The 20,428-nt window shown below is 64.7% G+C and carries 21 protein-coding genes; 9 read left to right on the top strand and 12 right to left on the bottom strand.

The window, feature by feature from the left end; all coding sequences use genetic code 11:
- Positions 1–3: 3 nt before the first annotated feature.
- From A8G00_RS08315 to A8G00_RS08295, 5 genes are all read right to left on the bottom strand, one after another.
- Positions 4–1,182: an efflux RND transporter periplasmic adaptor subunit gene (locus tag A8G00_RS08315; protein WP_004212877.1), complete on the bottom strand. Its 1,179-nt coding sequence runs from the start codon at positions 1,180–1,182 to the stop codon at positions 4–6.
- A complete protein-coding gene (locus tag A8G00_RS08310; RefSeq protein ID WP_013039111.1) occupies positions 1,182–2,459 on the bottom strand; it encodes a TolC family protein in 1,278 nt (425 codons plus the stop codon). Before A8G00_RS08310 ends, A8G00_RS08315 begins: the two co-directional genes overlap by 1 nt.
- A 60-nt stretch (positions 2,460–2,519) precedes the next feature.
- Positions 2,520–2,816, bottom strand: coding sequence for a hypothetical protein (locus A8G00_RS08305; RefSeq protein ID WP_007406840.1), 297 nt, complete (start codon positions 2,814–2,816; stop codon positions 2,520–2,522).
- A 73-nt stretch (positions 2,817–2,889) separates the two neighbouring features.
- Positions 2,890–4,857 (bottom strand): cytochrome c/FTR1 family iron permease, encoded by a 1,968-nt coding sequence (locus tag A8G00_RS08300; protein ID WP_004212871.1) that lies wholly within the window; start codon positions 4,855–4,857, stop codon positions 2,890–2,892.
- Positions 4,857–5,483 carry a cation transporter gene (locus A8G00_RS08295; RefSeq protein ID WP_004212870.1) on the bottom strand — a complete coding sequence of 209 codons (627 nt, stop codon included), beginning with the start codon at positions 5,481–5,483 and terminating at the stop codon, positions 4,857–4,859. The genes A8G00_RS08300 and A8G00_RS08295 overlap by 1 nt, the downstream gene beginning before the upstream one ends.
- 75 nt (positions 5,484–5,558) lie before the next feature.
- Between A8G00_RS08295 and A8G00_RS08290 the strand changes: the two genes are divergently transcribed.
- Positions 5,559–5,978, top strand: a complete 420-nt coding sequence (locus A8G00_RS08290; protein WP_007406847.1) for a helix-turn-helix domain-containing protein — start codon at positions 5,559–5,561, stop codon at positions 5,976–5,978.
- Here the strand turns inward: A8G00_RS08290 and A8G00_RS08285 are convergent.
- The gene (locus A8G00_RS08285) at positions 5,972–7,174 is read right to left on the bottom strand and encodes an aspartyl protease family protein (protein WP_013039112.1); all 1,203 of its coding nucleotides are present in this window, start codon (positions 7,172–7,174) and stop codon (positions 5,972–5,974) included. The genes A8G00_RS08290 and A8G00_RS08285 overlap by 7 nt on opposite strands.
- A gap of 289 nt (positions 7,175–7,463) precedes the next feature.
- Positions 7,464–8,036 carry a recombinase family protein gene (locus A8G00_RS08280; protein ID WP_009824027.1) on the bottom strand — a complete coding sequence of 191 codons (573 nt, stop codon included), beginning with the start codon at positions 8,034–8,036 and terminating at the stop codon, positions 7,464–7,466.
- 191 nt (positions 8,037–8,227) lie between these two features.
- Between A8G00_RS08280 and A8G00_RS08275 the strand changes: the two genes are divergently transcribed.
- Both A8G00_RS08275 and A8G00_RS08270 read left to right on the top strand, forming a co-directional pair.
- Positions 8,228–9,628, top strand: a complete 1,401-nt coding sequence (locus tag A8G00_RS08275; RefSeq protein WP_004212864.1) for a Mu transposase C-terminal domain-containing protein — start codon at positions 8,228–8,230, stop codon at positions 9,626–9,628.
- The gene (locus tag A8G00_RS08270) at positions 9,555–10,433 is read left to right on the top strand and encodes an AAA family ATPase (RefSeq protein ID WP_009824028.1); all 879 of its coding nucleotides are present in this window, start codon (positions 9,555–9,557) and stop codon (positions 10,431–10,433) included. The genes A8G00_RS08275 and A8G00_RS08270 overlap by 74 nt, the downstream gene beginning before the upstream one ends.
- Before the next feature lie 314 nt (positions 10,434–10,747).
- Here A8G00_RS08270 and A8G00_RS08265 read toward each other — a convergent pair whose 3' ends face one another.
- Positions 10,748–11,986 (bottom strand): site-specific integrase, encoded by a 1,239-nt coding sequence (locus A8G00_RS08265; protein ID WP_013039113.1) that lies wholly within the window; start codon positions 11,984–11,986, stop codon positions 10,748–10,750.
- 146 nt (positions 11,987–12,132) lie between these two features.
- Here A8G00_RS08265 and A8G00_RS08260 point away from each other — a divergent pair, with 146 nt between their 5' ends.
- The 3 genes from A8G00_RS08260 (at position 12,133) to A8G00_RS08250 (ending at position 14,477) form a co-directional block, all read left to right on the top strand.
- Positions 12,133–13,299, top strand: a complete 1,167-nt coding sequence (locus A8G00_RS08260; protein ID WP_103000450.1) for a hypothetical protein — start codon at positions 12,133–12,135, stop codon at positions 13,297–13,299.
- Positions 13,300–13,395: 96 nt separating this feature from the next.
- The gene (locus A8G00_RS08255; protein ID WP_103000449.1) at positions 13,396–13,794 is read left to right on the top strand and encodes an antitoxin Xre-like helix-turn-helix domain-containing protein; all 399 of its coding nucleotides are present in this window, start codon (positions 13,396–13,398) and stop codon (positions 13,792–13,794) included.
- Complete coding sequence (locus tag A8G00_RS08250) at positions 13,794–14,477, top strand: RES family NAD+ phosphorylase (RefSeq protein ID WP_015449222.1); 684 nt, start codon at positions 13,794–13,796, stop codon at positions 14,475–14,477. Before A8G00_RS08255 ends, A8G00_RS08250 begins: the two co-directional genes overlap by 1 nt.
- A 44-nt stretch (positions 14,478–14,521) precedes the next feature.
- On the opposite strand, the gene A8G00_RS08245 is transcribed toward A8G00_RS08250, so the two are convergent.
- From A8G00_RS08245 to A8G00_RS08230, 4 genes are all read right to left on the bottom strand, one after another.
- The gene (locus A8G00_RS08245; RefSeq protein ID WP_017183653.1) at positions 14,522–14,872 is read right to left on the bottom strand and encodes a hypothetical protein; all 351 of its coding nucleotides are present in this window, start codon (positions 14,870–14,872) and stop codon (positions 14,522–14,524) included.
- A 64-nt stretch (positions 14,873–14,936) separates the two neighbouring features.
- Positions 14,937–15,950 carry a ParB/RepB/Spo0J family partition protein gene (locus A8G00_RS08240; RefSeq protein WP_028056255.1) on the bottom strand — a complete coding sequence of 338 codons (1,014 nt, stop codon included), beginning with the start codon at positions 15,948–15,950 and terminating at the stop codon, positions 14,937–14,939.
- A gap of 47 nt (positions 15,951–15,997) precedes the next feature.
- Positions 15,998–17,200 carry an AAA family ATPase gene (locus tag A8G00_RS08235; RefSeq protein WP_103000448.1) on the bottom strand — a complete coding sequence of 401 codons (1,203 nt, stop codon included), beginning with the start codon at positions 17,198–17,200 and terminating at the stop codon, positions 15,998–16,000.
- A 195-nt stretch (positions 17,201–17,395) separates the two neighbouring features.
- Entirely contained in the window at positions 17,396–18,484 is a 1,089-nt protein-coding gene (locus tag A8G00_RS08230) for a replication initiation protein (protein ID WP_041865596.1), read from the bottom strand.
- Between the two features lie 78 nt (positions 18,485–18,562).
- Here A8G00_RS08230 and A8G00_RS25095 point away from each other — a divergent pair, with 78 nt between their 5' ends.
- From A8G00_RS25095 to A8G00_RS08220, 3 genes are all read left to right on the top strand, one after another.
- Positions 18,563–18,778, top strand: coding sequence for a hypothetical protein (locus tag A8G00_RS25095; protein ID WP_172451813.1), 216 nt, complete (start codon positions 18,563–18,565; stop codon positions 18,776–18,778).
- Between the two features lie 372 nt (positions 18,779–19,150).
- Positions 19,151–19,477, top strand: coding sequence for a single-stranded DNA-binding protein (locus A8G00_RS08225; RefSeq protein ID WP_017183648.1), 327 nt, complete (start codon positions 19,151–19,153; stop codon positions 19,475–19,477).
- 62 nt (positions 19,478–19,539) lie between these two features.
- Positions 19,540–20,406 (top strand): toprim domain-containing protein, encoded by an 867-nt coding sequence (locus A8G00_RS08220; protein ID WP_103000447.1) that lies wholly within the window; start codon positions 19,540–19,542, stop codon positions 20,404–20,406.
- Positions 20,407–20,428: the final 22 nt, after the last annotated feature.

Below are 20,428 nucleotides of genomic sequence, written 5' to 3'. Positions count from 1 at the left end.
GGCTTAATCCTCGTGGCTCGCTTCGCCCTTGCCGATCTCGGCCTTGAGCGTGAAACTTCCGGTGGTGGCGATCTGTTCGTTGCCGGTCAGGCCCGACCGGACGATCACCGTGTCGCCCGACGCATCGCCGAGCTGGACCGGGGTCGCCTTGAAGCCGGTGGGCGTGCGCACGAACACGACCGACTTGCCCTCGAAACTCTGGACCGCCGTCGTCGGCACGCGGACCGCCCCGCTCCCGCCGCTGCCCGTGAGCTGCACGGCTGCCGTCACAGGCTCGCCGACCCGCCATTCGCCACCGCGATTGTCGAGGGTGGCGAGCGCAGGCACGAGCCGCGTCTGCGGATCAAGCGCCGGCGACACGAAGGTCACGCGGGCGGTCGCCTGACGGCCTGCCGCCTTCACCAGCACCGTATTGCCGGGACGCACCCGGCCCGCATCCTCGGGCTTGAGATTAAGCGCGATCGACACCTGGCTCAGGTTGGCGATGCGATAGAGTTCGGCATCCGCCGCGACCGTTTGTCCCAGCGTCACGGGGCGCGCAATGATCTGGCCCGAGATCGGCGCGGCAATGCCGAGCCGGTTGAGCCCGCCGCCGCCGACACCCGCCGCCGAAACCATGCTCTGCGCCTGCGTCAGGGCGATCCGCGCCTCCGTCGCCGCTGTGCGGGCGGCGATCAGATCCTGTTCAGGGGAGACTCTCTGCGCGAACAGCCGCTGTTCGCGCGCGAGGTTCGAATTAGCGAGCTGAAGCCGCGCCCGCGCCGCCTCGACCTCGCCCTTGATCTGCGCCGCCTCGCGGCTTTCGATGACCGCAATGGTCTGGCCGCGTCCGACCGATTGGCCGAGGTTACGGGTGAGCGCGACCACGCGTCCCGCAATTGCGGCCGAGACGACCTGCGTTCCCTGTGGGTCGCCCTCGATGATCGCGGGCAGCTCGATCGTCCCGGCCCCGCCGATGATCGGCCGTCCGACCTGGACGCCCGCTGTGGCGATCTGGTCGGCACCCAATGTGACGACGCCTTCACCGGCATGACCGCCTTCAGCACCGCCCTTTTCCGTGCCCGCTGCCGTCTCATTGGCAGCTGCGCCTTCGGCAGTTGCCTCGTTTCCGCCATCCTTGCCGCCGCAGGCAGCCAAGAGCAGGGCGAGCGACGCCGCGCCCGCGAGATAAAAGCTCTTCATCACTGATTCCCCCCATTGGGCGCACGAGCGGTCAGTCGCTCCACTTGCGCGCGGGCATTCTGGTAATTGGCAAGCGCGTCGATCGCGGCGACCCGCGTTTCGGCGAGCGTGCGTTCAGCATCGAGCAATTCGAGCTGGCCGAACTTGCCCTCGCGATAGCCGATCCGCGCGATGCGGGCGGCCTCCTGTGCAGCCGCCAGCGCCGGCCCCGACGCCGCACGAGCCGTCGTTGCGGCATTGGCCGCCTGCGCCTGCGCGTCCGTGATCGCCTGTTCGATGTCGAGCGCGGTCACGCGGCGCTGCGCATCCGCCTGGGTCCGCTGCGCGGTCGCCTGCGCAATCGCGGCGCGACCATTGTTGAACACCGGGATCGGGATCGACACGCTGAACACCGCCGCCATGTCGTTGGTCGCTTCCAGGCGGCGGATCGACGGCCCGACGTTCAGGTCAGGCACGCGATTGGCGCGCGCGAGCCGCACGCCGGCTTCGGCAATGGAGAAATCCGCGTTGGCTGCCGCCAGCGCGAGTGTGCCGGTCGTGTTGACCGGTGCCAACGGCCCATAGACGTTCACATCGGGAAGGCGATCGAGCAGCGTGTCATCGAGCAGGCCGTCGATCGGCCGTCCGATCCGACGCGCCAGATTGGCGCGGGCCGCCTCGGCCAAGCGAAGCTGCCGCTCCACATTGGCGTCGGCATTGATACGCGCGACATCCGCGCGCTGTTGCTCGAGTGGCGATGCCCGCCCTGCCTGCACGCGAACGCTCGCGGCCCGCAGCGCGTCGCTGGCGATCCGGGCCTGATCGCGGGCTGTCATTACCCGGCGATCGGCCGCGACCGCTTCGACATAGAGCTGCGTTACCTGAAGCCGGACATCCGCCGCGATGATCGCGGCCTGGATCTCGGCCCGGGACAATTGCGCATTGGCGACCGCGACGCGGGCGCCGCGCTTGCCGCCTAGCTCGATCGGGATCGCAAAGCCGACCGTGGTTTCCGCGCTGCGGACCCCCCGATACGGCCCGGAGCCGATGACATTCTCGACTTGGCCTTGAACCACCGGATTGGGCCGCAAGCCGGCGACTGTGCGACCTGCACGGGCCGCGTCGATTCCAGCTGTCGCCGCTTCCGCAGCAGGGGCCGAACCGCCCGCTGCACTGACCGCTTGGTCAAGCGTGTAGACCGGCGCATCCTGCGCAACAGGCGCGGACGGTCCGACCTGCGCCTGCGCCATCGTGGCGCAAGACGCTGCGGCCAGCATGGCCGCGAGGATACGATTCATGAAAATAGGACTCCTGACGATGATCGACAGGGGCGCGCCAACGCACGCCCAAATCGGACGTCAGGCTTGGGGGGGCCTCAAATGGACCATGCCGGTGCGGCCGTCGAGCGACGCAGAGGCGGAGATTGTCGGCTTGGGCACTGTGAGGACGGGGGTATATTCCATCGTCGTGCGCGCAGGCGCGCCGACGTCGTGTCCGTGACAATAATTGTGATGATGCGGGACATTCTTGTCCGAGTCCGATGGCACCTGATCGATGTCACCGGCGGTATGGACCGTGAACTCAACGCCCGCGATGCTTCCCCCCGCCAGATCGGCGGCATGGGCCATGCCGGAGAAGCTGGTCAGGACCAGCATCAGGCATGTCAGGAAAGGCAAAAAGGCTCGCACTAGCTTGCCTCTATCACGGAAGGGTTTTCATGTCATTGCACTAATTCGAACCAAGGGTCACTGAGCCGGAACCCGAGCGGGATCGGTCGCGCCCGTTCCAGGCGAACCCGACCGCAATGGCGACCGCCATCAGGAGTTGCGCCAGCACCGATTGCCAAGTGGGAAACACGCCGAGCATCGACAGCCGTGGCACGTCCGCGAGCGGTGCGATGTTGATAAGGCCGGCTTCCTGGAGCGCGGCGACGCCTTTACCCGCCAGCACGACGGTCAGGACCGCCATGAGCCAGGAGCTATAGCGGAAGAACTGCGCGATCGGCAGCTTGCGACTGTAGCGAAGCATGGCCCAAGCGATCAGGCTGAGCAGTCCAATCGCCGACCCGGCCCCCGCGAGAAGCATCCCGTTGTCACCTTGCGCCGAAAGCGCGGCATAGAACAGGATCGTCTCGAAGACCTCGCGATAAACTACGACGAACGCCAGCCCGAACAGGAACCAGCCCGACCCGCCCGAGAGCGCCCGCGACATCTTCTCGCGAATATAGCGCTGCCACTGATCGGCCTGCGCCTTGCCGTGCATCCAAATCCCGACCGAGAGCAGCACGACCGCGGCGAACAGCGAGCCAAACCCTTCCGTCAGCTCCCGGCTCGCACCGCTGATCCCGATCGCATAGGTGGCGACCGCCCAGGTGATCCCGCCCGCGATGATCGCGCTGACCCAGCCGCCATGCACGTACCGCAGCGCCTCGCCGCGCTCGGCTTTACGCAGGAACGCGATCATGGCGACAACGATGAGCAGGGCTTCGAGCCCTTCACGCAGCAGGATCGTGAACGCGCCCAGGAACGTGGACGCTTCGGTGGCGGCATCAGGCGCGAGCGCCGCTTCCGCATCGTCGAAAAGGCCGCCCAGTACTGCGACCTTCTCCGCGAGATCATCGGGCGACGCGCCCCGGTCGATCGAGGCGCGGAACTCCCCCATCGCGCCCTCGATTCGACCCATCAGCGTCGCGTCGCGCGCGGTGAGTGTTGGCTCGATCGGCTCGAACCCATCGAGATAGGCCGACAGCGCCAGCTCTTTCGCCATGCGCGCATCGCCGCGCCGCGCAGCCGCCACGCTTTCGGCGAGTTTGGCGCGGGCGACCGCGAGCGAGCCGGGAGCCTGTTGTATCACCTGTTCGGGATGACGACGCAGGAACGCGAGCACTGGGTCAGCCTTGGCGTCGCCGATCGCCGCGCCGAGCGCGGCCGGGGTGAGCGCGACCAGGGTTTTCAGGTCCGGAATGCGCCGGCGAAGGGTCGGGTCGGATTTCCAAAGCCGCTCGCCTTCGCGCGCCTGCGCATCCGTGAAGGCGAAGCTCCCGGCTCGGAATGCTAACGCCCAGCGCTGATCGTTGGGCAGATCGGCGAAGCTCTGCATCGCGGTCCCGTCGATGCCTTGCGTCACCACCTGATAGAGCGCGAACACGCTGCGCTGGCGCGCGCGCTCGGCATCGGTGAAAGCAATCGGGGGCGTAGCGAGCTTGGCGGCGTCAGGGCCACGGCCGTTGCCCGTCATCCCGTGGCAGGACGCGCAGGATTGTCGGAACAGTGCATCGCTGGAGACGAGGTTCGGAGCCTTATCGGGCGCGAGCGGCACCGGGTAGGCGCGCAACAGATCGGCCGCGAGCCCGTGCGCCAATGTTGCCACCTGTTCAGTCGGTCCCTTTTCCGCGATCACCGCCTGGAGGTTGGCAGCCCGCTGGATGAGGGCTTGACGCTCCGGCTTCGCCGGCAGGCCCTGAAGCCGTGTCGAGACCGACGCGGCGAACTCCGTCATCTCGGCATATTCCGACGTGCTCTTGATCCGACCGTTGGCGACCGCGCCGCCATAATCGACGGCCATATAGTCGAGCAGCCGCCATGCGGTTTGCACGTCGCCGGGTTCGGCGATTGCCGCAGCAGGGATCAGCAGCGCCGCGAGCGCGGAGAGCAGCCGCAACGAGAGCATTGCCCGGATCAACGCGAGCAGACGCACTACCGCTCTCCCAATTCGCGCCGAGCGCCAGTGACGATTTCATAAGCGGAGTGGAGGAACAGGAGGGCGATGAGGCCGGCGACGGCGAGGTCCGGCCAGGCGCTTCCTGTCCACGCCACCAGACCGGCCGCGGCGATCACCGCCACGTTGGCGAGCGCGTCGTTGCGGCTGAACAGCCAGATCGCGCGAACATTGGCGTCCCCTTCCCGGAAACGCGCAAGCACCAAGGCGGACACGACATTGATCGCGAGCGCGACAACGCCGATTGTGCCCATCAGTTCGGCATCGGGCGCGGTTGCGTTCAGGGCGCGCCAAATCGCGAAACCGATTACGCCCACGCCAAGCGCACCGAGAAACAACCCCTGCGTCAGCGCGACCTTTGCCCTCGCCCGTGCGGACCAGGCAAGCGCGAGAAGACCGATAAGGCTGATCGACCCGTCCCCGAGAAAATCGAGGGAATCCGCTTTCAGCGCTTGGCTATCGGCGATGAACCCGCCGAACAGCTCGGCGACTCCGAAGCCGAGGTTGAGCACCACGACGGTCAGCAGCGCACGGCGATAGGCCGGATCGGTTTGCGCGCGCGCGGGCTCCCCGTGGCACCCGCAGCTTTCGGTAGAAGCATTCATGCGGCCTTCCTTACCACCTCCAGTCGCTGTAGAAGCAAGCGAAATGTGCGACACGTTCGCATAAGCAAGGATGGCATGATGAAGCCGGTGATGATTGGGCAGCTCGCCAGCGAGACCTCGACGAAGGTGACGACGATCCGCTTTTATGAGTCGATCGGGTTGCTCCGATCCGCCCCTCGCACGGCGTCGGGTCGCAGAACCTACGATGCCAGTGACATTGAGCGTTTGCACTTCATCCGCAACGGTCGCCGGCTTGGCTTCTCCGTCGACGAGATCCGTTCGTTGATGGGGCTGGCGCAGAACCCGGACCAGGATTGTGGTGCCGCCTCAGCTATCGCTGCTCAGCACCTCAAGGATGTGGAGGAGAGACTGGCGCAACTCGCGGTGTTGCGGGATGAGTTGGCAATGCTCAGCCAGAGCTGCACCAAGGCGCGCATGGCCGATTGTCGGATCATGAAGGCGATCGGCAAAGGCCACCCTCAAGCCGATCAATAATAATCGGCCAGCCTGAGCTCGCGCACATCACCCGAGGCCATCGTCAGCTTTACGAGGGTGCCAGCAGGCCGGGAGCGCACTTGCCAGAGCTCCCCACGCGTATAGTTCGCATCGATCGAATGGCCGTTCACCGCCACGATCCGGTCGCCGACCGCCCAGCCAGCCTTTTCCGCGGGACTGTTCGCCGCCACATGAACAACGGTGAGCGCCGTTGGTGAGGCTGCGAGGCCAAGGCCGCTACGGTCCTTCAGCATCGGCAGGCGACGACGAGGACCGAGTGGCCGGAGCCACACGAATCCGGCGGTCACGTCGAACACCACGTCGAATTGAGCGATCAGCGGTAGGCCGACATTGCCAACCGTGCTGGTGGAGAGCCAAGCTCTCATCCCGAGTGTGGGGACGTTCGAGACGCCAAGCCCTTCGATGTTGATGTTCTGGATCGTGAAAGCATCGTTGATACGCACACCATCGACGCCGCCGATCGCCGCGGTCGAGACGAGCTTCCCGTTCAACAGCCCTTGATCGCGGGCATAGGCCGACGAGAGCATCAGCGCGGCCGAGCTGCCAAGATCGATCATCAAGGGCACGGGAGGCAAACCCGAGACGGAAGCTCGAATGAACAGCTCCTGCTTGGCACCGCGCCCGAGCGCGACAGCGCGCCAGTCGGGACCGGCGAGAAACGTGCCTGACTTGACGACCGCCATACGCCTTTTCGCGAAATCGAGCGCGATGCAGCTACCCGTGAACATATCGGCACCGAGGAGGATATCGATCGGTCGTCCGAAGGCCGCCGACACTGAACTCAGATCACCAACGACGGCAAAGGGTAAGCGACGGGTTTCGCGGGCGAGCTGTACGTCGATGTCGCGGACCAGCAGCACCGGGGCCTTGGCGCTCAGCCCGCTAATCATGCGCCGCTCACCATCGTTCAAGCCGAGCTTCGCCGCGAGCGCCGTGCTCATGATCGACGCGCCGCTGCCACTGTCGAGCACCGCCCGCACCGGCACTCCGCGCACTTGTGCCGAAACAAGGAGGGTATCACCCGTGCCGACTTCCAGCGGCTCCCATTCGAGGTGAGCCGCACCGAAGTTCCACGAGCCCGCAGACCGGGAAGTCTGTCGCGCGAGCGTTGGAGAACCGAGCACCAAGCCGGTTCCACAGGCCACCAGCCGCGCCACTAATGAGCGTCGAGACATACCGATTGCTTCAACACGGGCCGTCAAAAAGCCACCTCCAGCCCCCCGTCCGCAGGAGAGCAAATTGCGGTTACATGCTCCAGCCACTGGAGGAGCAAGTGCTTTTGGTGCGCCCGAAAATCCTCAGAAGCGCTTGGAGAACTTTAGATGAAGGATGGTGCAGACCGCTTAGATGCCTTCCCGATAACGAACGGTTCCGGGGGACGCTGGGCCGATCGGGACCGCGAACGGTGTAAACGCTCGCGCTAAGTGGCGGCATTCTGATCGCGCTATTTGTCGGCGAGCGTCGCTACGCGGCTACCGGCTTGGTCTCGGCCGATCGCACATAGGCGTAGAGTTTTGGCTTGGAGATGCCGAGCATCGAGCAAATCTTGGCGATCGGCATCGTGTTCTCGTGGTAGAGCCTGACGGGCAGGTCGCGCTTGTCCTTGCCGAGTGCGGCCGGCCGGCCACCCTTCTTGCCGCGAGCGCGGGCTGCGGTGAGACCGGCCTGGGTCCGCTCGCGGATCAGGTTGCGCTCGAACTCCGCCAATGCCCCGAACAGGTGGAAGGTAAGCTTGCCCGACGTGGTGGTCGTGTCGATCGCCTCGTGCAGGCTCAGCAGCCCGACCTTTTCCTCGTCGAGGTAGGTCATCCATCCGATCAGATCACGGAGCGAGCGGCCGAGCCTGTCGAGGCGCCAGACCACCAGTGTGTCGCCGGCGCGAAGCAGCTCCTTCACCTTTTCCAATCCAGGGCGAGCGGCAGTCGCCCCGGAGGCCTTGTCGGTGATGACCTTCTCGCAGCCGGCAGCCTTCAGCGCATCACGCTGGAGGTCCAGGTTCTGCTCGGCGGTCGATACGCGGGCGTAACCGATTTTCATGCGTAGGGCCGGTGGCGCCCCGATCGGGCGCGGTTTGGGAAGAAAGTCGTCATCGGCAGGTCTATGTTGCCCTAGTTTTCTTTACCGGGTAGATTTACGTCGAACAGGCCGGTTTGGCAACGCGAGCGGACTCGCATGGCGATGGGCAGGCAAATCTCCGTTTTCCTTACCTGCGACACGGACCGTCGGCGGTGACGCATCCGGCGCTTGTCCCGCCGCTGGCGATCGAGCGCTACCGCGTCCTTGAACCGCACCTCGCCGATGGCATCCCGCTCGCGGACCTCGCCCGCACCGGCACGCTGAGCGAGCGGACGTTGCAGCGCTGGCTCGGGCGCTACCGTGCCGAAGGACTTGCCGGTCTCGCGCGTCTGCCGCGCAACGATCGGGGCAGGCTGCACCTGCCGGAACATCTGGTCGAACTGACCCGCACTCTCGCCACCAAGCGCCCGCGACCCCCGGTCGCCGCCATTCACCGAAAGGTGCAGGAACTCGCCATCGCGCATGGACACCGAACCCCCAGCTATGCGGCCGTCGCGCGTGTCGTCAGGGCGATACCGGCAAGCCAGATCGCCGCAGCCTCCGATCCGGCCGTCTACCGCGACCAGCACGAGCTAGTGCATCGGCGCGAAGCCGCGACCTCGAACGAGATGTGGCAGGCCGATCATACCGTTCTCGACATTCTCGTGCTCGATGATGCCGGAACCCCGGTGCGTCCTTGGCTGACCGTCATCGTTGACGATCACAGCCGAGCCATCGCCGGTTACTTCCTCAGCCTCGATGCCCCCAGTGCCCTCAACACGGCGCTCGCCTTGCGGCAGGCGATCTGGCGCAAGCCCAATCCCGAATGGATCGTCAGCGGCATTCCCGAACAGCTTTACGTCGACAACGGCTCGGATTTCATCTCCGAGCATATCGAGCAGGCGTGCATCGCCCTCAAAATCCGCCTCATCCATTCGCTGCCGGGGCGTCCTCGCGGGCGCGGCAAGATCGAGCGGCTGTTCCGCACCATCAACGACATGTTCCTGCCCGACCTGCCCGGCCACCTGATCGCGGGCAAGCCGCTGTCGGCGCCAGTGCTCACGCTCGACGAGCTGCGCGCCCGCTTCGAGGCGTTCGTGTGCGGCGTCTATCATCGTCGCCCGCATGGCAGCACCGGCGAACCGCCGATCACGCGCTGGCAGAAGGGCGGGTTCCTGCCCGCAATGCCCGACAGCCTTGAACAGCTCGACATGCTGCTCGTGCACGTGCCCAAGCCCCGTAAAGTGCTGCGCGACGGCATCCGTCTGATGGGCAGGCGCTATGTCGAACCCACGCTCGCGGCCTTCGTCGGCGAGCAGGTCGAGGCGGTCTATGACCCCCGCGACCTGACCGAGATCCACGTCTACCACCAGGGCCGGTTCGTCTGCCGTGCGCTCAGCTCCGAGCACGCTGGGCACCCGTCGTTGCGCGCGATCCAGCGCGCCCGGCGCGGCGCGAAGGAGCGCGACAAGCAGGTGCCTGCCCCCACGGAGACCTTCGATGGCGACCAAGAGGATACGGCTTCCCGGCCCACCACCTACCGAGGGCTCCGGCTCTACGCCGCTGACGATTGAGTTCCTGGTCGAGCAGCCGTTCCTGGCGACCCGCGAACATGCCCGGTTCGTCGAGTTTGCCGAAGCCTGCGCGCACTACCGCTATATCGGCGTGTGTCATGGCCGGCCGGGCGTCGGAAAGACGCGATCGGCGCGCGAGTTTTCCAGCTTCCCCGACCTGGGGGAATATGCCGCGCTCCGTCCCATTGCCGCGCTCCTTGGCGAAAAGGTCGCTCGCTGCCGCGCCGTCTTCTACACCGTGTCGGTCAGCAACACGCCCAAGACGATCGACGCGGTGTTGGGCCTCAACCTCATTAAGCTGGGCTATGCCCGGCTGACGGTCGCGGGCGGCTCGCAGGACGAAATCACCCATGACGCCGCCCGCATCGCCTGCCCCCTCGTCATCGTCGACGAGGCCGACCGCCTGACCATAAAGTCGCTCGAACATCTCCGCGACATGGCCGATCGCCACGGCTTCGGGCTGATCCTGATGGGTATGCCGGGCTTGGAGAAGCGCCTCGCCCGCTATGCCCAGCTCTACTCGCGGATCGGCTTCGTCCACGAGTTCAAACCGCTTACCGAGACCGAAATGCGGCTGCTGCTCGCGACCCACGCCGGCGATTTCGGGATCAGCTTCGACCCGGCCCAACTCGACGCGATCGAAGCGCAGGCAGCCGTGATCCGCATCACGCGCGGCAACTTCCGGCTCATGGAGCGCCTGTTCGCGCAGATGCGGCGGATCATGACCCTCAACCGCGTCGAGGAGGTCACCGCTGACATCGTTCAGGCCGCGCGCGATTGCCTCGTCATCGGACCCGGCAACTGACAAATAGCGCGATCAGAACGCCGCCATTTAGCGCGAGCGTTTACACAGGATAAGATCCATACCGTTTCCGGAACCACTTTCTTGTTTCCTCTTCGAAATTGGACTGTGCTGATGAGTTTGAGCGATGGTGGCTTCGCTCATACACTACGCGCTACCAGGCCCCTGCCCGTTTCTTAGGCTTAACGTTGTAGCTCAAGACCCCGGGGGCTCAGCCTCCCTTCTCCGGTTCTTGCCGCTGCGCAAATCCCTCGATCTACCTGCCGCCGTCGTGTGGTCGCACGGCATCATCCAAAGACCTATTTAGGCCGTCATGACTAGCCAATCTTCGCCATAAGGCGCCCCGCCGCCCCCTGCTCTGCCGCGAGATTGCGATTATAAGCGAGCGGCATCCGCGGCGACTTCCACCGCAGCGCGTCCATGATGCCGGCCAAATCCTCCCCGCTGGCGAACAGGTCCTGATTGAGCCCGATCCGCGTCGAGTGCGCACTGATCCCCTTCAGCAACCGCGCCAGATCGTCCGCCGTCAAATCGGGCAGCGCGCCACGGTCGAACGCGCGGCCGATGATCGACCGAAAGATTGGTCCGATCGAGCCCGGGTGCAGCGCCACGGTGCCGATGTCATATTCGACGCGCGCCTTCACCGCCGGCTTGGACAGCGTCTTGCGCAGATCCCACGTCTCCCGGCCCGAGATGCTGTCGATCGGCCGACCGCGCACGGCTGCCCGCGCCTTGTAGCGCCGCACCTGCACCCGCCGGAACAGCGGCCCTGTCGTGATCCCCGCCGCTTCGGTCCACGCCGCGATCGCCGCGACGGTGCGCGGGCTGAGGTAGGCGGTCGCCCCCTCCCCGTCTTGATCGCCCTTATGACGCAGAATCTGCAGCAGCCGCGCTTCGGGATCGATCGCCTCCTCAATATGCTCAATGGCGACCGCCACCAGTTCGGAGGCGCGCAGCCCGGTGTCATAAGCGGCCGATAGCAGCGCCCGATCACGCAGCCCCGGCAGATCCTCGCCACAACTCTCGAGCAGCGCGCGGATGTTGAGCCCCCGCGCCTTGTCGCGCTCGACGTCGCGCACCGGGCCCTTGAACCGCAGCGGCCGCGCCTGCTTCTGCGCAGCCCCCTTCTCGCGGCGCACCGTCTGGAGCCGCAGCTTCACCAGCGGCGCCGGCGTCGGATCCTTGAGCTCGAGCAGCTGGTGGATCTTGGCGATCGACGCCTTGTAGCGGGATAGCGAGGCCGGCCGGCTCCCCTTCCCGGCCCGCGCGTCGAGATAATCGGCCACGGTCTCGGGCGTGGCCGGCAGCGCGATCCGGTTGTTGCGCCTACACCACGCATCGAACGCCTCGACGTCGGACTTGAGCGCACGGATGCTATGGGGCGATGAAGCGGCCTGATAGGCGGCGATCAGGCCCTCGTTGACGGTGATGCGCTCGCCGGCGCGCATCTGCACGATCGTCCACGCAAGGTCGGCCGGCGCCCTGACGGCCGGCAGGACAGCCTCAGGCGGCGCTACGGGGATTTCTGGCCCTTCCCGGGCGGTTTCGGTGCTCACGACGCGCCTCGCTCCTCAGCCGCGCTTGTAGCCCACCTTATAAAGAACGGTCAAATCTGCTTATGTGATAACTGCAATTATCACATGTTGATTTACCAACCATCCGAGCAGTTGTGCAGTGTTTTGGCATTCACTACACATCCCGCATGGAGCGCTTCCATCCCCTCGCCGCCGACACCGACGCCCCACCCGAAGAGCTGGCGCTCGCGCAAGGCGAATGCGCGCTGGCGCTCGGCCGCCTCGACGGGCTCCTCACCGGCCTCACCGATACCGAGAAGCGGCTGTTCTGCGTAGGGCTGCTGCGCGAGGTGCTCCTCTCGGCCTTGGCGCAGGCGGGATTTGCTGACGCCGAACACCGGTTCAACGCCTGGTTCGCCGGGCTCGATCGCGGCCCCCAAGAGACGCCCCTCACCGCCTGCTCCGCCTATGCCGTGGTCCGCGCCCTTCTGGGCGAACTCAGCCATCATCCGTGGGAACCGTTTGCCGACGCCGCGCAGACCATCGCTCTGGCCGCTCGCTTCGGGGCCGACCGCCCGATCCAAGCCGAAGATGCGCTGGCGGAGGAGGCGATCGGCAGAGCGATCACGCTGGTGAAACAGGCCGGTGCGGATGACGAGATTCCCCTGCCCTTCGCGGGTCTGGCGCGCCTTCACGCGCTGCTGCACGCCGATCCGCTGTTCGCGCCGCTTGAGCGCGCGGTGCAAATCCGTTCGCTTGGGAACCGCGCGGTGGCGATCGAGCAGGCCGCCCCGCGCACACCGCTCTGGGCGGTCGATGCCTCGCTGGGGCGGCTGCTGGCCGCGTGCGGCGCGTGGCAGCTTGCCCTCCCCTGCCCCGGCGCGGTGACCGCCGAAACGCTTCAGCCGCAGCTCTGGCCTGGCGAACGCGCCATTGTCTCAGCGCGAACTCTCCACGCCAGCGCTACCCGGCTTGCAGAGCTGGTCGCGAAAGCGCGACGGCGCGCGGCGCTGATGCGCGAGCAGCTGGGGCACCTGCGCTCGAGCGCGCGGGCACCGCAGGTGTGGATCCTGCTCGCTGGTTTTGCGCCGCTCGGGCTCGATCAGATGACCTCGGCGTTCGGGATCAGCCGGCGCGGCACCTATGCGATCGGCGACGCGCTAGTCATAGCGGGCCTCGCGCGGCGCGCGAGCATCAAGGGCAAGGTTCTGCTGGTCGCCGAAGCGCCGCGAAGGGATCGGTTGTCGGCACCCCTGGACCACGCTCTCGCGCTCCCCCATCCGGCGCTCACCGAGTTCGACGCGGCCATGGGCGAGATCGACCGGCTGCTCGCCGGCCGTTCCGGCCATCCCTGACGCGGCCTCGCGCGCATTAGGCGTGTATGAAAAATGATCTCCTCTTGACGTTATGTACAGATATCATACATAGACAGAGAAAGAAGGAGATGGCCAATGGCCACAGCTGCCCATTCCGGCGTCCCCGCCAAAGCGCCTAGCCGCAAGGACCTGAGCGGTCCGGCGCTGCGCACCTTTTTCCGCATTGCCGACGCCTGGGGCCTTAAGGAAGCCGAGCAGATGAAGCTTCTCGGACTCGACAGCCGCTCGACCTTCCAGACCTGGAAGCGCGGCGCCGTCGCGGCGATTCCCAAGGATGCGCTGGAGCGCATCTCCTATGTCATGGGGATCTACAAGGGGCTGAAGATGCTCCTGCCCCGTACCGCCAACGAATGGGTACGCAAACCCAATGAGGCGCCGCTGTTCGCCGGACGCCCGGCGATCGAGCGGATGACCTCGGGCAATGTCGCCGATCTCTACGTGGTGCGCCAATATATCGACGCGCAGCGCGGCTGATGGATGCTATTGCGACGACGCAAGTGCGGTGGCAACCGTGCTATCGGATCGTCGCAAGCCGGTTCCCGCCCATATCGCTGTTTGAAGACGTAGCGGATCCGGCCGATTTAGAAGCGGTCTATGCGATCGAGGCGATGACCAACGACCGGCTTCGCGACGAGGTCGGGGACCTCGCGCTCGTCCCATCGGAGGACCGCGTATCGGGACCCGGGACCTCGGCAATCATGGCAGCCTTCACCCACCTAAATCCAGATGGCAGCCGATTCTGTGACGGCAGTTTCGGGTTGTTCTATGCTTCCAACACCATCGAGACTGCGGTTGCCGAGACGAGCCATCACCGAACCCGCTTCATGGCGTACACCCACGAACCGGCGCAGGAACTCGACATGCGCGTCTACGCGGTCGACTTGGACGCCATGCTCCACGATATTCGCGGCCTGCGCGATGAACGCCCTGCCCTCTACGCCCCGGACAGTTATGCCGCCGGCCAGGCGCTTGGCCGACACCTGCGTGAGCAAGGTTCGGATGGCATCGTATACCAAAGCGTGCGCGACACCGACGGCGAGTGCGCCGCGGTGTTCCGCCCTCGCCTACTCGCAAACTGCCGACAGGAGCGGCACCTGTGCTACGTTTGGGATGGCCGGGCGATTGTCACCGTCTACGAGAAGAAGACATTCACCTAAAGGTCCTGCGGACAAGCTAGCCTTTCGGCATCGAGTGACGCCTGTCAGGAATAGACCCCGGCAGCCATACGATCGAGATCTTCCATGACGATATCGATATCGCCATTCGCAACCAATTCCGCAGCCGTTTTCCCAACTCCAGAAAGGGGTTGATGCTTGAACCAGATAACCGCCTTGCCTTCTTCGCCTGCGAGCTCTGCCGCTCGCGTTATAACTCGGGCTATTTCCTCCAGTTTAATCTGCACGGTCGGGGCGGAGGGATACAGAGTCATGGCCTTACGATCCAGGCGAGCAACGCGAGCCAAATGCGCCATGGAGAAGCGCAGGCGCTCCGCCAGACGACGGGGCGCGATGATCTCATTCTCGCGAATGTCATCCTGGAAGGCTGCAGTCATTGGGCAGTCCATATTCAACATGTGAAGACAAAACTCTCACATCTCAGAACCGCTGAAGATTGTCCTAGCTCCAATGCTGATCGAGCAGGGCTTTCAACGCGGCCTCCGCTTCAGCCCGCGTACCACCGGCATGCGGAAGCAGGGTGAGCTTGAGACCCTTACGATCCACCGCCTCCACTTTCAGCAATGGTTTCCCCCCTTCGGACACGATCGTTTCTGGCTTTCCTGACTTCTTGGGGGATCCTGACCTCTTGGGGGGATCGGCGGCTAGAGCGAGAGCGCGTATGATATCGGGAACCGGCATCGGTGCTGCGCGGTCGGACTGCACCTGAGCGAGACGCCCCGCCTCGGCGAACACACGCTGCCGCCGGTCCTCCGGTTTCAAGAGAGGCTTGATCGCGGTGACATGCTTGATCCTGAGATCCTGTGGGATGGCAAAGGCCGCCATCAGTTCTGCCGGCAGTCGGGCAAGGTCGAGATAGCGGCTGAGCCAGCTTTCCGTGACGTTGATCCGCTCGGCCATGACCTTCTGGCGCCCTTCATAATAGGCGTCGAGCGCGCGCAAATAATCGCGCGCGCGCTCCAGATCGGTAAGGTCGTCGCGCGCCCGGTTTTCCAGGTCCGCAAGCCGGAAAGCCTCTTCGTCGGTAAGGCTGCGGATATCGACGAGAAAGCGGAAATCCGGATAGTTGTGGGCGCGCAGCCAACTGATCGTCCAATGCCGGCGCGCGCCGCAAATCACCTCGAAATCGAAGGCAGGGTCGTCCTTCACACGGCGGACGATGGCGGGCATTTCCTGTTTACCCTGCGCCTTGATGCTCTCGATGAGATCGGCGCACCGCTCCTCGTTAAGCAGCGCATATTCGCGGTTATGGCCGACCCACATCCGGCAGCGTGCCGGATCAACGAGTTCATGTGTGCGTGAGACGACACTGCCCGTCGCCAATTCGGCAAGTCGGCTTTCTCGACCCGCCAGGACGCTCGCACCGATGCCAGGGCGCCGCGCCGCTGGGGCTTGCGCCCCCGGGTCGATTCCGGCGACCAGATCAGCCGCGAAGTTGGCGTTTTTCTTGCTCATCATCCACCCCTTCTACCCGGAATTGCACCGGTGCAATTTTGCTCGCATCAGGCGAGGCCCTCCTTGCGCAAGCGCGCCAGATGGCTGGGCCACATCGACCGGATGTCGACCTCGATTTCACTGTTCACGCCGTCGAGATAGGCGAGGCAGCGGTTGCGCACCGCCGAACTGGTGACAGGTCCGTCAAGCTCATAGACGGTCATTAGCCGCGCCGTCGCATTGTCGATTTCCGCCGAATCCTTGAGCGGTGTGCGCACGATCGCGTGGCCGAAAAGGGTCCGCATCAGGTTCAGCAATTCCTTCTGCATCGACTTGTTCTCGTCAACCTTGGAGGCGACGAAGCGCAGAAACTGCAGCGACGGGGCCAAGCCGCGATCGGCCAGCGTCTCGATGGTCTCGTCGAGCATGGCGAGGAAGGCTGCAGTCGACGAGAAGTCCATCACCGTCGGCGGGACCGGCACGACCAGCGCATTGGCCGCACGCAGCACCGAAAGCGAGATCGCGCCGAGCGCCGGCGGCGGGTCGAGAACGACGACATCGAACCGATCGGCTATGCTCGCAATGCCTTGTGCCATGCGGTCGATCAGGTTCCCCTGCCCGCGCGCCATACGCGCCGCGATTTCATATTCCGACTGGAAGAGCCGCAGATTGGCCGGGACAAGCTCGAGGCCGTCGAAGTGAGTCTTGCGCAGGGCGTAATCGAGCGACTCCATGTCGTCATGCCGCAAGAACGGATAGAGCGTGTCCTCCTCGGTTAGGTCGAGGTCGGGAACATAGCCGAACAGGGTCGTTGCCGACGCCTGGCTGTCGCAATCAATGAGGGCCACCCGGTAGCCCTTGATCGCGAGATATTGGGCCAGATGCACCGACAGGGTCGATTTCCCGACCCCGCCCTTGAAGTTCTGCACCGCGATGACGCAGCAGGGGTCGTTGGCAGCCCGCCAGGGCCGGGTGCCGAACAATCCCCGCATGTCGTTGAGCTGCGCCAGGGTATAACCGACGCGCCGATTATTTTCGGTTCGCGGAGGCGGCGGCAAGCGGCCGTCCTTCTCGGCCTCGCGAATGGCCGCCGCGGTCCGGCCGACCAGTTCGGCCGCTTTACCGATCGGGAAGGTGGGCTCGCGTCGTTCGTCCGCCCGGGCGCTACGCGCAGAGTCGCGGAGCCGCTCGAGAACAGAGCTGGTCCGTTGTGCAAGCGTTGAGACGGACAGCAGATCCTGCGTGCCCTCAATATCGAGTGATGCAGCCAAGAGATGCCCCCTTTGCGAAACTGTAGGGGGCATAGCTCAATTTGCACTTTTAGGTCAATGAAAGGCTTATTTTCGCAAGTGAGTAGGCCCGGTCGGCCCAATTGCCTCGAATTGCGCCGCCAGCCTTTCGTGCACGCCTACAACCTGACCTCTTGGGGGCTAGCCACCCTGAAATTGCACCGGTGCAATTTCGGCTCAAGGGCGCCCGCGCCGCGCCAGGAAGCTCTCGCAAAAGCCGGTCCAGGACGCAATCAGCTTGGCGCCCTTCAGCTTCGCCAGCCTCTCACCCATCTGCGCGCGATAGGCGTCGGCAATCAGATCGATGTCCCAACCACCGCCGGCCGAACGGCCAATGGCCGCGAGCGTGTCCGAACCAAATCGGATCGTGCCGTTCGGGAAGGTGACCTCCCCTGCCCCAGTCTTATCCTTTGACACCAAGGCCGCCACCGCCGCCTGCGTGACGGCTTCGACGGCCACAGTCTCGACCTCGTCCTCGCGCCTCGCCTTCCTCCCCGCAGAGTGTCGGGCAATTTCATCCACGGTCGCTATCTGCTCAGGCGCATCCTTTGGCTCAAAACGAAATTCGATCTCGGTGACGGTTCGACCCTGACGGATTTCCCGCCACTCCACACGGAAATGAGCGAGCTGGTCGATTTCGGCCTTCGCCTTTTCGAGAACCTTGCGGCGCAGCTGCGCAAAGTCCTTGTAAACGTCTGGCGCGATGCCGAGCAGCGCACGCAGTGCCGTCATGTCGCCCTTCCATAGCGACTGGCGTCGATGCAACCGCAATGCCCCGATCTCGTACAGCTTTAGCGCATAGGTCGACCGAAAGCCGAGCACCGCCTGCCGGTTCAGGACCGCATAGGTCTCCGATTCCTGAATCAGTTTCCGAGCCTCGGGCGTGAACTCCCACTCGATCCACCCTGCCTCAGCGCCCTCCTCGTCCTCCACTTCTTCGCGCGATGATGAGATCAGAGAAAAGCGCAGCGTCGCCTTCTTGCCGCGCCAGGACTTATCATCGACCGCAAAAAGCGTGCGATGCAGTTCCTCGAGCATATCCGAGATGCGCTCATTGCCCTTGTGGCCGCGGCGAATATCCGCCTTTCGCATCTTGTGCGGGCGGTCCTCCCAGGCATCACCGCCCGCAGTCAAAATCATCAGCGCAAGCAAACGCGAAGCGGTCAGGCTCAGCGACTGGCCTTTGACGAACTTGACCTCAACGATGCTGCCGGGCTTGGCGAACTCGTCGCCGCCCTTGGCCTGCAGGGCGGCAGCCACCCGCATCGCCCGCCCCGGAGAAGCATCATCACCGGCGGGGGAGGGCGTTACAGCGTGGTCTAGGGCTTGTTCGTCATCCATGCCATGAAGTCTGCACCGATTCGTCCGGCGTGGAAGAAAATCTGCCTGACCTGTCCTCTTGCGTCAAGTCAGGGCAGGATAGACGGCGGTTTCGGCCCCCAAGAGGTCAGGATGGAACTTCACCCCGAAACGACAAAACACAAGGAAGTACGCCGAGTCGCGTTTCAAAGCGATCTGACGCTCGCAAACGGCCATGCGGAGGGCGAAGAACGTCCCTGAGGAGCGAGATGACGAGCGAATCGCGCCCAACAGAGCCTGGCCCCCATGCGGTCAGGAAAGCCCCAACCGGTCAGGTTGCATCCCCCGATCGGTCAGGAATGAGCCCCCACAAGGGCAGGCAAAATCCCCCGTCCAGTCAGGATAGGCTTGCTCAAGCCCGCAGAAACGCTGGGCTTTCGGCTTCCCGAATCTGAATCCTTTTGAATCGGAAAAGCTTCCGCTGCGAGCAGCGGCCTTTTGATATTTTTATTTTGAGAAAGAGATTGGCGCAGCGCTTGAAGCAAACGTTCAATCCCCCTGCCTGGAGGGATACGCGAAGTTGACCGTCCACGATAGGCTTCCTCGCCAAAGGACGTCACGAATGGAGGGTGCATGATCAACTTCGCCAAGTTCGAGATCATCGGCCGGATCGGCGAAATCGATGCGCGACCGAAAGTCACCCTGCTGTCGGTCTGCGCGAATTACCGCCGCAAGGGTGACGATGACGAATGGCAGGAAGACAGTCACTGGAACCGCGTGAGCGTCTTTAGCGAGGGCCAGCGCAAGCATATCGCCGACCGAGCCCAAGTCGGAGATCTGGTGCGGATTGCCGGGCGGCTCAAGGACAGCTCCTATGAACGCGACGGCGTGACCCATTACACAACCGATCGCATCGTCGAGGAATTCGGTATCCTCGCAGCCAAGGGCATGCCTGGCTGAATTGGCGGAGAGGGGAGGGCGCAATCGGCAGCGGCGCTCCACCACTTTGCAAGGATTAGTTGATGCCCCTAGCTGCTTCCCATCGCGCCAAAGCCATTGTCGAAGCCCTCGGCGGAACGTGGCGCGGGTCGCGCGGCGAATGCCGTTGCCCGGCTCATGACGATCATGGCCCGAGCCTGTCAGTGCGCCTGGGCGAACGGGCGATCTTGTTCCACTGCTTTGCTGGCTGCGATACGCGCGACGTTCTGACTGCCCTGCGCCGGCGCAAACTTCACGATGCGGTGCCGCTCACCATGCCGCGCCCGAAGGCAATGGCCGACCATCGCGCTCTCGCGCTTCGGCTATGGAAGGCAAGCCAGCCCATAGTCGGCTCGCCAGCGGCCGATTACCTTGCCGCACGCGGTCTTGCTCCTCCCTATCCGCGTTGTCTGCGCTACAATCCCCGCACCATTGTCGGGGCAGGTGACCAGCGCCGGTTCTTTCCGGCGATGATCGCTGCGGTCGAGAACGATCTGGGCGTCGTGGCCGTCCAGCGGACCTGCCTCGATCTCGCTGACATCTTGCACAAGCCCCTGTCAAAGCCGAAGATTGCCCTTGGCCTGCTTGGCAACGCGGCCATCCGTCTGGCGCCGGCCGGAGAGGAGCTTGGCCTTGCTGAGGGCATCGAGGACGCCCTTTCGGCAATGGCCTGGTTCGGAACGCCAACCTGGGCGCTGGGCGGCGTCGAACGCCTTGGACTCGTCGCCATCCCCGAACGGGTCAAACGCATCATCGTCTATGGCGATCGCGGCGCCGCCGCTGCCGCCATGCTCAAAAAAGCTCGGCCGCATCTCACAGCCCATGGACGCGAACTGGTGCTCCGCCTCCCGGAACGGCACGCGGATTGGAATGATGCTTGGCGTGTCCGCCGGGCCGCCGAGGCGGCCTGAGAGGGGAGGGGGCCTTCAGGCT

The organism is Sphingobium sp. SA916 (genome assembly GCF_002894065.1).
Taxonomy (GTDB): Bacteria; Pseudomonadota; Alphaproteobacteria; order Sphingomonadales; family Sphingomonadaceae; genus Sphingobium; species Sphingobium fuliginis.
This window is presented reverse-complemented; position numbering and strand designations above follow the sequence as displayed.

What these genes read in the sequence shown, in the direction of transcription:
- A8G00_RS08310 (WP_013039111.1), bottom strand. Translation starts at nt 2,459, where the DNA reads ATGAATCGTATCCTCGCGGCCATGCTGGCCGCAGCGTCTTGCGCCACG.
- A8G00_RS08220 (WP_103000447.1), top strand. Translation starts at nt 19,540, where the DNA reads ATGCCCCTAGCTGCTTCCCATCGCGCCAAAGCCATTGTCGAAGCCCTC.
- A8G00_RS08230 (WP_041865596.1), bottom strand. Translation starts at nt 18,484, where the DNA reads ATGCGGGTGGCTGCCGCCCTGCAGGCCAAGGGCGGCGACGAGTTCGCC.
- A8G00_RS08315 (WP_004212877.1), bottom strand. Translation starts at nt 1,182, where the DNA reads ATGAAGAGCTTTTATCTCGCGGGCGCGGCGTCGCTCGCCCTGCTCTTG.
- A8G00_RS08270 (WP_009824028.1), top strand. Translation starts at nt 9,555, where the DNA reads ATGGCGACCAAGAGGATACGGCTTCCCGGCCCACCACCTACCGAGGGC.
- A8G00_RS08290 (WP_007406847.1), top strand. Translation starts at nt 5,559, where the DNA reads ATGATGAAGCCGGTGATGATTGGGCAGCTCGCCAGCGAGACCTCGACG.
- A8G00_RS08250 (WP_015449222.1), top strand. Translation starts at nt 13,794, where the DNA reads ATGGATGCTATTGCGACGACGCAAGTGCGGTGGCAACCGTGCTATCGG.
- A8G00_RS08305 (WP_007406840.1), bottom strand. Translation starts at nt 2,816, where the DNA reads ATGCTGGTCCTGACCAGCTTCTCCGGCATGGCCCATGCCGCCGATCTG.
- A8G00_RS08285 (WP_013039112.1), bottom strand. Translation starts at nt 7,174, where the DNA reads ATGTCTCGACGCTCATTAGTGGCGCGGCTGGTGGCCTGTGGAACCGGC.
- A8G00_RS08260 (WP_103000450.1), top strand. Translation starts at nt 12,133, where the DNA reads ATGGAGCGCTTCCATCCCCTCGCCGCCGACACCGACGCCCCACCCGAA.
- A8G00_RS08255 (WP_103000449.1), top strand. Translation starts at nt 13,396, where the DNA reads ATGGCCACAGCTGCCCATTCCGGCGTCCCCGCCAAAGCGCCTAGCCGC.
- A8G00_RS08225 (WP_017183648.1), top strand. Translation starts at nt 19,151, where the DNA reads ATGATCAACTTCGCCAAGTTCGAGATCATCGGCCGGATCGGCGAAATC.
- A8G00_RS08240 (WP_028056255.1), bottom strand. Translation starts at nt 15,950, where the DNA reads ATGAGCAAGAAAAACGCCAACTTCGCGGCTGATCTGGTCGCCGGAATC.
- A8G00_RS08295 (WP_004212870.1), bottom strand. Translation starts at nt 5,483, where the DNA reads ATGAATGCTTCTACCGAAAGCTGCGGGTGCCACGGGGAGCCCGCGCGC.
- A8G00_RS08245 (WP_017183653.1), bottom strand. Translation starts at nt 14,872, where the DNA reads ATGACTGCAGCCTTCCAGGATGACATTCGCGAGAATGAGATCATCGCG.
- A8G00_RS08280 (WP_009824027.1), bottom strand. Translation starts at nt 8,036, where the DNA reads ATGAAAATCGGTTACGCCCGCGTATCGACCGCCGAGCAGAACCTGGAC.
- A8G00_RS25095 (WP_172451813.1), top strand. Translation starts at nt 18,563, where the DNA reads ATGAAGTCTGCACCGATTCGTCCGGCGTGGAAGAAAATCTGCCTGACC.